This window comes from Streptomyces sp. NPDC093252 (assembly GCF_040683675.1).
GTDB lineage: Bacteria > Actinomycetota > Actinomycetes > Streptomycetales > Streptomycetaceae > Streptomyces.
Genome location: NZ_JBFBEM010000002.1, coordinates 661,112 through 671,481 on the forward strand (window position 1 = coordinate 661,112; position 10,370 = coordinate 671,481).

1 protein-coding gene (cut by a window edge) is annotated in these 10,370 nt (G+C 73.7%); it reads right to left on the reverse strand.

Annotated features, from left to right (window positions below; translation table 11 throughout):
• On the reverse strand, positions 1-10,358 hold the 5' portion of the coding sequence (locus AB0O01_RS05940; protein ID WP_365311215.1) for a hypothetical protein. It extends 18,751 nt beyond the left edge of the window; 10,358 of the gene's 29,109 nt are visible here — the first part of the coding sequence; it begins with the start codon at positions 10,356-10,358; its stop codon lies beyond the left edge, outside the window.
• Between the last annotated feature and the right edge of the window lie 12 nt (positions 10,359-10,370).

Consider the following 10,370-nt stretch of genomic DNA (forward strand, 5'->3'; position numbering starts at 1 on the left):
AGGTCGCGGTCGTCGTCGTTGAGCAGCAGACCGGGCCGGTAGTCCACGGTCCCGACCGACGCGGTGCCGGGCGCGTTGAGCCAGATGTCGTCCGGGTCCTTCACCGCGGTGGCGTCGACCTGGAGCCCGGCCTCCAGGGCCGCGGGCTGCGGCACCCGGATCAGCCCCTGGCTGATCTCGACATCGGTCGTGACGAGCGGCTTGCCGGGGACCATCACATCCGCGGTGAGCAGGAACGCCATGTCGTGGCCGCTGGTGGGGCCGGTGTACCGGGGCACGTCCACCCACAGCCCGGCCCGGCTGGCGCTGACCGTGTCCGAGTTGGACCAGGACATGCCGAGCGAGGCCCCGGCGAAGGCGTGCAGCAGCGGCTGGGTGAAGGGCAGCGGCACCAGGTCGGCGGTCACACTGGCGAGGGTGAGGGTGCTGGAGTGCGAGACGGTGTGGCTGCCGCCGGTCCCGTCGATCGCGGTCCGGACGTTCTCCACATGCGCGAACGCGGAGGTCTCCCCCACCCGGGTGTCCCCCGGCTGGCGCACGGCGTGCAGCCGGATCACGGCCGACATCCGGCCCCGGTCGTCGGTGAGGGTGAAGACATAACCGCCGTCGTTGACGGCCTTGTCGAGCCGGGCGTCGAGATTCCACAGCTTCTGGAGCAGTTCGTTGCGTCCGGCACTGCCGATCTTCAGGGTGACGCCCTGCTGCTTCAGCGCCCCGGCCAGCGAGTCGAACATGGCCGGCAGACCAGTGAGCCCGGAGGCGTAGTAGTACGACGGGATCCGGGTGTCGAGGATGTCGCCGGTGGCCCTGATCTGGCCGGGCGCCCGGCCGAGATAGTGCTCGGGCACCCAGAGCTGGAGCCGGTCCGGGGATCCGTCGGTGTCCACGTCGACCGGGGTGATCCCGCTCCAGCGCCGGTCGGGGTCGGTCCGCAGCCGCAGCGACCAGTCCGCGCCGAAGGAGACGAGCCGGGAGTCGGCCCGGGTGTCCTCGACATGACCGGCCTCCGCGTCCCCGATCTGGTTGGTGGAGCGGCTGGAGGCGTTGGCGGTGCCGGAGATCCCGGCGCCGACCCGGAGCGCGTTCAGCGGGCCGACGCCGACGCCGATCCCGGCCGCGAAGGAGAGGTTGCCGCGCAGGGCGCCGGTCGGGCCGCTGTGGCTGACGCTGTTGGCGCCGATGTGGAAGGAGCCGTTGATGCCCTCGCCGCCCTTGAACCGCTCCCGCTGCGGATCCCGCGCGGGGATCAGGGGCGCGACGTTCGGCGGTGAGGCCGGACCGCGCGGCTCGGGCTCCTGCTCCGGGATCGTCTCCAGCGAGGGGCTCTTCCACTCACTGGCGAGCCGGTAGGCGGGCAGCGCGACGGTGCTCACGACGTTGGGCCGGTCGAACGACGCCTCCGGGTCGAGGGTCTCGCGGGCGTCCACCGGGTTCAGCGTGACCAGCAGCTCGGCGCCGGGCCCCAGCGGCACCATCAGACCGCCGTCGCCGAGGGCGGCGTCACGCGGCACGAGATAGCGGTAGTTGCTCAGCAGCCGCTGCGGCAGCGCGCCGAGGGTGTCCTCGGAGACGGTCACCCCGGCGTCCTCCAGCAGCGCCCGCACCTGGGCGAGCACGGCGGGCATGTGCGGGAGCCCGGCCCGCGGGATGCCGATGCTGCGGGCCGCGTCGGGGACGTCGACGGGGGCGCCGAGACCGTGCGGGACGGGGGCCGGGGTCGGGGGTGGCGGCGGGGGCGGGCTCTGGTCGGAGTCGGAGGGGAGGGTCTGCTCGTCGTCGTCCGTGCCGGGCAGCGGGGCCGGGTCGTCCTCGGCGGGGGTCTCCCGGGCCACTTCCTCGACGGACATGCCGTCGTCGGGGCGGCGGATCGGGGCGAGGGGGATGCCGTCCTCGTCGGAGGCGTGCCAGTCGTCGTCGGGGGTGGGGGACGGGACTCGGTCGGGGGCAGGGGGTGAGGCGGGGGTGGGGTCCGGGTCCGGTTCCGGGGCCGGGGCGGGGGTCGGGTCCGGTTCGGGGGTCGGGTCCGGGGCGGGGGCGGGGTCCGGTTCGGGGGTCGCGAGGGTGTCGGGGGCGGGTTCTGCGGGGTTGGTGGTGGCGGAGTCGGTGGTGGCGGTGGTGACGGGGTCGGTGGTCGCGGGGTCGGTGGTCGCGGGGGCAGTCGTGACGGGGTCGTTCGAGGGGAGGTCGTTCGGGATGGGGGCGGGGCTGCCGGTGTCGGTGGGGGTGGCGCTGTCGTGCCCGTCCCCGGAGAGGTCCTCGCCGTCGCTGACGTCGGCGTCGTTCCCCGAGTCCTCGGCGAGGGTGGGGACCGCCTCGGGGGTCCGGGCCGGGGTGTCCGTGGACACGGTGGCGCGGGGCGGTGCCGAGGTGTAGTCGGTGCCGAGGGCCGCGGTGAGGAAGTCGGAGGTGGTGGCGTCCCGCGCCAGCTCCGGGAACTGCCAGGCCTCGCCGCCGACCTGGACCAGGTCGTCCGGCGGGTTCAGCAGCTCGCCGTGCTGGTCGACCTCCAGGGAGCGGAAGGGGCCGTCCGGCTGACCGGGGGACACGTCCCCGTCCCGGGTCCAGCGGACGGTGCCGCGCTCGTTCACCGCGACCCAGGACCGGCCGTCGTAGCCGTCCCGGCCGGGGAGGACGAGGGCCCGCGCCCCGTCCCCGGCGTCGAGCAGCCGGACGGTCAGCGCGACGACGTCCTCGGGGGTGTCCGAGGTGCGGACCGCACGCACCTGGGCCAGCCGGGTGATCCCCTCGGGGGCGATCCGGGCGGCGAACTCGTCGGCCGTCGGGACGTCGTGGTCCGGCCAGTTGCCCTCGGCGAGATCACGCAGGACGCTGAGGGCGATCTCGGCGTTGGAGAGGATCTGCTCGGGGACGGCGGCCCGGTCCCACGCCGGGGTGCCCGCGTCGTACACCCCGGCGAGGAACGCGGCGCGCAGCAGCAGGTCCGGCAGCCGGGAGTCGTAGGCGGTCAACTGGGCGACCCGGATGTCCACCGCGTCCCGGACGACCTCCTCGAAGAGCCGCCCGGCGTTCTCCGGCAACTCGGCGGCGGCGCGGGTCGCGTCGGGGTCGAGGTCCAGCGCGCGGACGGTGCGGAGCAGGTCGGCGGAGCCGAGGGCGGTGAAGGGGTCGGGGTCGGGGGTGTCCGAGGCGTCGGGCACGTCGGTCGAGGCGGGCGGGGGCTGCGGTGCGTGGCGGGCGACCGCGGCGGACGCCTCGGACACCGCCTGGAGGGTGAGGATGGCCGACATCCGGTCGCCGACCAGCGTCTCGGCCGGCAGGTCGAACAGGGTGTGGATCACCAGGTCGCGCAGGGTGAGAAGCCTGGACTGGACCTCGGAGTAGCGGTCCTGACCGGCTTCGAGGTCGGCCAGGTCCTGGACCAGCAGGGCCGTTTCGGCGTCGGGGAGGAGGGGGCGGGTCCGCACTCCGTCGCGCACGCCGAGACCGTCGGCCTGCGTGAAGAGTTCCCGGATCCGGTCGCCGATCTCGGGGTGCGGGGGCGGGCCGCCGTCCACCGGTTCATCCGGCGTGGCGTCGGAGCGTCCGCCCTCGGGGTCGGGCCAGTCCCCGACCTCGCCGGACTCGCCCGAGGAGGACTCCGCCGACTCCTCGATCGTGGTGGGCCATTCCGCCACGTGCCCGAGGCGCATCTCGCCCTCGTCCGCGAACTCCCCGTCGTCCGGGAGGTTCGCGAGATCGGACAGCTCCGAGAGGCTCGCCAGTTCCTCGAACGCCTCGTCCGCGAGGTCGTCGTCCTGGAACAGGCCCCGGTTGACGGCGGAGGCCGAGTCCGGGACGGGGGGCGAACTTGGATCCGTGTCGGGGTCCGGGTCCGGGTCCGGGCGGGGCTCGGAGCCCGCGCCGGGGCCGGAGCCGAAGCCGGGCCCGCCGCCCGAGCCGGAGCCCGCGCCCCGGTCCCGGGACGGGTCCCGGTCGGGGTTCGGGCCGCCGGGATCGGAGTCGGAGTCGTCCCCGTAGAGGCTCTCGATGTCGTCGCCTTCCCGGCCGGGTGGGCGGTTCTGGCTGGGGACGAAGGCGGGGCCGAGGGCGGTGGAGAAGAACCCGGCCAGGGCGGCGCCCTCCGCCAGTTCCGGGAACCGGAGCGTGCGGGCGGCCGACCAGGGCTCCACCAGGTGTCCCGTCGCGGTGACCTCCAGGGACCGGAACCGGCCGATCTCCACCGGCTGCTCGGACGACACCATCCGGTCGTAGGGGCCCTCGGTCCAGCGGATGTCGCCCTGGTCGTTCTCGGCGAACCAGGCCCGCCCGCTGAATCCGTGCCACTCGGAGACCACGAGGGCGCGTGCCCCGTCACCGGCGTCGAGCAGCCGCCGGGTCACCTCGGCCACGGCGTCCGGGCCGTCGCCCTCGCGCAGCGCGGTCATCCCGGCCGCCGGATCGACCAGGGCGAGGAGACTGTCGACGTCCGGGGTCGGCAGGTCGGGGTGGGCCGCTAGGTGTCGCAGCGTCTCCAGGGCCCCGATGCCGTTCGTCCAGCCCTCCTCGCCCACATCGGACACCCACCCGGCGGGCGCCTCTTGCGCCGAGGCCAGGAGCCAGGCCCGGTCCAGCAGATTCGGCAGCCGCCAGTCGCGGGAGAAGAGCTGGAGCCGCCGGGTGTGGATCTCCCGCCGGATCACCGCCTCGAAGGGCTGGTCGGAGTTCTCCGGCCGCCGGGCGAGGGCCGCCATCTCCTGGAGTTCGAGGCCCAGCATCCGTGCGTAGAGGGGGCGCGGTTCCGGCAACTCGGGCCAGGTGGAGAGGTCGCGCTCGGGCGGGGCCTCCTCGGACTCGCCGGACTGACCGGACTCGCCGGGCTCCTCGGTGGCGGAGTCCGAGTCGTACCAGGCGGACCGCCCCGGCCGGGGTGTGTCCCCTCTGCCCTCTGTGCCCTCTGTACCCCGTGCGGCGGCCTCCGCCGCCGCGAGCAAGGGGTCCGGCTCGCTGCTCAGTTGCTCGACGGCTGCGATGGTCTGCGCCACGGTGTCCAGCGCCTCCAGGATGACCCGGTGGTTGTCGCTGCGGAACTCCTCCCCGTCGGAGGCGAGGGTCGAGGTGTCGTCGCGGAGATCGGGCGACCCCGGGTCACTCCAGGAGAAGGATCCCGGCGCGCTGTCCGGCGTCCAGCGCCCGGACTCCGTCGCGCTGTCGGGGGTGAAGGGACGTGTCGTGGCCTCGTTCCAGACATCACGCAGCGCCTGGTCCTCCGACTGACGCAGCGCCTGAAGCAGCGTGTCCTGGAGCGCGGTGAGAAGGCCCGGCATTTCGGTGGGCCGGTCACCGGCGAGGACACTGTGGGTGGCCCTCAACACCCGGTTCTGTCCGGCGATGTCGAGGACGCGTTGCACAGTGCCGTCCGCATCGACCACGGTCAGCGGCCGGACCGCCCGGAGGGCCGCGTACACCTGAACGGACAGCGGGTGCGTAGGCAGCAGGGGTACGCGGTCGTACTCCGGTCTCCCGGCCGGAGGCGGCGGTGCGACGGTCAGGAGCGCTTCGTCCACCGCGTCCGCCGCCTGCTGGAATCTGTCGGGCAGCGTCTGGTCGGTGCGCTCGGTGTCGGAGCGCATCTCGGTGAGGACCGTGGCGATGTCCGCCCGGACGCCGTCGAGCCAGGTCCGGACGGCCGGGGCCGTCTCGCCGCCGGCCTGGGCCACCGCTTCCCGGCTGATCCTGATCCGGTCCTCGGGGGTGAGCAGCGGGCGGAGGGTGTCGCCGTCCGCCACCAGCAGACCGTCGAGGCGCTCGAAGACCGGGGCGAGCCGGGAGACGACCGGGGCGCCGAGCGCCCGCACGGCCCCGGCCACGGACAGGGTGTTCCCGTCCCGGAGCCGCTCCGCCTGGTCGTAACCGGCCCGCGCCGTCTCGGCGATCTGCTCGAAGGCGCTCGCGTACCTGTTGGGCGTCGGGAGCCGGGGGTCGTGGTCCTGCACGAGCAGGCCGGGGTCGGGGGCGGGCTGGTACTCGCGCAGCTCCAGCAGGGCCATGTCGATGCCCTCGTGGGAGTCCAGTCCTCGGTGGTCCTCGACCTGGATCATGTCCCGCTGGCTGACGGCCTGGCCGGAGTGGCTGGCGCCGAGCAGGGCCGTCTCCAGATAGTCCCGGGTGGAGGGCCCGCGGCTGCTGCGGATGTCGAGCGGATCCAGGGTCAGTTCGCTGCCGGGATGGCCGATCCGCTCCGCCGTCGTGCGCAGGAGATCCCGCATCCCGTCATGGAAGTAGCCGGTGATGTCGTTCTCGTACTGCCGGAAGAAGAGCCTGGTCCGGTCGCTCAGCGAAGCGTGCAGTTCGGCGAAGGAGGTCCGCATCGCGACCGGGACCCAGTGCTCCGCGGGCCGCTGCGTGAAGTTCATGGCGAGCGGGAGGGCCGCGGCCTGGCTGAAGACCAGCCACGCGTAGCCCCGCACTTCGGAGAGCCGGGGCAGATCGATCAGGAAGGGCAGTTGGGCCGGCGTGACCTCTCGGGCGAGTGACTCGGCGACGAAGTCCAGGGCGACCCGGTCGGCGAACGCCCGGCCCGCGTCGAGGACGGGGGGCAGGTCCCAGTCGTCGGACAGATGGCCGCGCGCCAGGTCGAGCATCTGCGCGAGCCCCGATGCCGGGACCCCGACGGTGTAACGGCCCTGGGCGCCCGGTCCGGCTCCCACCGGCGACGGCAGGATCCTGGCGGTCGGGCCCTTGGTCTTCCAGCCCGGGTCGGCATCGAGGAGCTTCTTGAGCGAGACCGGACCGTCCACCCGCGTGTTGGCCGCCTCCAGCAATTGCTGGGTCTCCCACAGGACTCGCTGGACGCGCGGCCCGTACGGCCGGTCCTCGCCGTTCAGCGCGGCGACAGTCGGCGTGACCACTTCGAGGATCGTACGGGCCTCGGCCTCGGGCTCCAGCCCGGTCTCGCGCAGGGCCGTCGCGTGCGACGTGTACAGACGGTTGTCGGCGCCGCGCCACAGTTCGCGCTGGGCGGCGGTGATCCGCATCCCCGACTCGTGGACGGCCAGGACGGTGCCCGGCTTGAGGTTCCGGGACGACTGCACCGGGAAGACGAAGTCGGCCTGGGTACTCACCCCCGCATACGCGTGGGACAAGGGCGGGTCGGTGAGCGCGTCGACGGTCCGCAGGTCGTCGCCCTGGAGCGCGTCGGGCCGGAGCACGCCGTCGGGGCCGACGATGACGGCCCGGGTCAGGGCGGGGAGCCCGCCGGGCCGGGCGTCCGCCCCGACGCCGGGCTCGCCCTCGGCCTGCATGTCGATCCATTCGACGCCCTCGGTGCTGCGGTAGGCGGCGAAGGCGTGGCCGTCCTCGCTCAGGCGCTGGCTGAAGATCAGCGCGGAGGAGCCGGGGGGCGCGTCCTGGAGGGCGGTGTCGATGTCGCTCCAGGAGCCGATGGTGGTCCAGTCCTGGTCGGCGGCGAAGGCCCGGTCGGCCCGGGAGGTGCCGATGTCGATGTCGTCGGTGGTGGTCCTCGGCCGCCGCAGGCCGGTGCCGCCGGGGGTGCGGTCGGAGTCCTGGAACAGGGTGAGGTTGTTGTCGGGGTAGAGCTGGAGCGTCAACTGCCGCAGCAGGATGACGCAGTTGATGACGGAGAGCGGGTTTCGCGGTGTCCCGTCGTCGTTGAGGACGGGGGGCCGCGGGATGCCGCTCTTCTGCCGTGCCGCGTCGTCCTCCCGGATCGCACCGGCCCCCGCCCGGGTCACGGCGTCCCTCAGCCCACCCGCGTCGGGCAGGGCGGCGGGCGTACGGGTGGCGGCGGGCTGTGGCGGGGGGAGGGGGGTCTGGTCGTCGTCGGGGAGGGGGGTGGGGTCGGGGTCGGGGGTGGATTCGGGGGTGTTCTCGGGGGTGGGAGTGGTGGTTGTGGTGGGGGTGTTCTCGGGGGTGGTGCGTGGGGTGGGGGTGTTTTCGGGGGTGGTGGTTGTGGTGGGGGTGCTCTCGCTGGTGGTGGTTGTGGTGGAGGTGGGGGTGTTCTCGCTGGTGGTGGACGTGGTGGGAGTGGGGGTGTTCTCGCTGGTCGTGGTGGGAGTGGTGCTGGTGGTGGAGGTCGGCGTGGGGGTGGGAGTGGTGGTGCTGGTGGTGGAGGTCGGCGTGGGGGTGGAGGACCCAGGGGCGTCGTTGTCCCGCGTGCCGGTGGAGGACGCGGGGAGGTCCTCGGAGCTGGTGAGGACCCGGCCGGGGGCGGCGGGGAGGTCGTCCGGGGAGTCGGCGGCACGGGTCGGGTTGCTCTCGGCGGTGTTCGGGTCCGTACTGGTGCTGGTGCTGGTGTCCGTGTTCGGGTCCAGGGCGGCGGACAGCACCCGGAAGAGTTCGTCGCTGGTGCTGGTGGACGTGGTGGACGGCGTGGTGGTGGGGTCGCCGGCGCGCGGCGCGTCGCCGTTCACCCGGGTCGGGTCCGCCGACCGGGCGGGGTTCGCGCCGGGCCGGGCGGGGTCGGCGCCCCCTCGGGCGGGGTCGGCACCCGGGCGGGAGGAGTCCGACCCTGGGCGGGCGGTGTCGGGGGCCGGGCGGGCCGCGGTTCCGGGGTCACCGGTGGTGGGGTTCGCGGACGGCGGTACCGGTGCCATCGGCGGTGGGGCGAACCCCTGCGGGGAGTCTCCGGACTTGACGCCGCCGTCCGATGTGCCGACGGGTTCCGGGGTGTTGGAACGCTCAGGGGTGGAGGCGGGGGTGGAGTCGGCGTAGTCGGTGAAGGGGTCGGACGCCGTGGAGGAGCCGGAGGTCGTGGAGAAGTCGGAGGTCGTGGAGTACGTGGAGAAGGTGGGGGAAGGGGGCGGCGACGGAAGGGGCGTCGGGCTGTCCCCGCGGCCGTTCTCGCTGGCCGGAGTGCCCGTCCCACCTGCGGCGTCGCCCGCCGACCCGGGGACATCGTTGCCCGACCGGACGATCGGCGGGCTGTCCGGAGTGGAACCACCGCTGGTGACCGGCGGTGCGTTGACATCGGTGGAGAGGGTGAGCGGTGGGCGCGACCCCGACACGGGGGCGTCGGGCTGGTCCGCGCCGGGCGTGGGAACCGTCGGCGTCGTCACCGAGGGCAGCGGGTCCGGCGAGCCCGGTGCGGTCAGCAGCGGGTCCGGCATCGTGGGCAGCGAGCCCGGTGTCACCAGCGGCGGGTTCGGCATCGTCAGCGGCGAGTCCGGCGTCGCCACCGGGTCGATGTCCACGTTCACCGGCGAGGAGGTGACCGGCGGGCGGCCGTTCATGCCCGGGGCGTCCGTGCCGCCGGTGACACCTCCGGTCGTGCCGCCCGTGGCGCCCCCGGTCGTGCCGCCGGTGACACCCCCGGCCGTGCCGGTGGGGTTCGTCGTCCCCGTGGTGCCGTCGCCGTTGGTCCCGGACGCCGGGTTCTGCGGGGGGACGGAGTTGAGGTCGTTGGCACCGGCGAGGGAGGCGAGGGCGAGTTTGCCGATGTCGCCGAGGGTGTTCTTCAGGCCGGCGCCGGTGGCGTCGGCGTTGATGTCGAGGGCGGCGGTGAGGCGTTCGCTGAACATCGCCGAGTAGAAGCTCGAGGAGGTCACCGAGAATTCTTTGAGGGCGATGCCGTTGTAGACCATCTCGGCGCCGAACCCGAGGAGGCCCTCCCCGATACCCTGCACCACGAAGGTGAGGACCTTGGAGCCCAGCCCCTTCTGGTCGAAGAGCCCGCCGACCCCGGTCGACATCGCCCGGACCACGTCGTCCCCGTACAGGGCCGGCAGCGGGCTGTCCCGCAGGACGCGCTGGAGGGAGTCGCCGAGACCGTCCCGGGTCATGTTGTTCAGATAGGTGCGGGCGAAGATCTGGCCGAGGTCCTGGGCCGCCTGGTCGCCGATGTCGTCGCCGAAGCCCCGGACGAAGAGGTTGCCCATGTCGTCGGTGAAGTCGAGGGCCTGTCTGACCGGATCGCCGCCGCCCCGGCCGAAGGTGTTCGCGACGGTGGTCAGTGAGTCCGTGAAGTTCCGCGCGAACGCCCGGTCCGGGCCCCCGCCCCCGAAGCCCGTGGTGGGCAGGTTGGTGGTGGGCGGCGGGTTCAGGTTCCCTTCCGGGCGCGGTCGCGGTATCGGCGCCGGGGTCCCGCCGCCGCCGTTGTCGTCGACGTCGTCCGCGTTCCTGGTGAGGTTGCGTGGGGGTGCCGGGCGTTCGCGCAGGGCGCGGTCGAGGTCGTTGAAGAGCTTGTCGCTCGCGCCCGACCCGATCAGATTGCCCAGCTTCTTCGCGAACCAGGCCGTGGCGAACTGCATCGGCACCGCCAGACCGCCCTGCACCGCACCGAAACCCACCGCCTGGGTCAGATAGTCGGAGCCCTTGGTGGTGGTCTTGCCCTGCTTCGCCAGCATCCACTGCGCCAGGCGGTCCATCGCCACCGCGAGACCGATGTTGATGACCTGCTGCACCAGGATCGACAT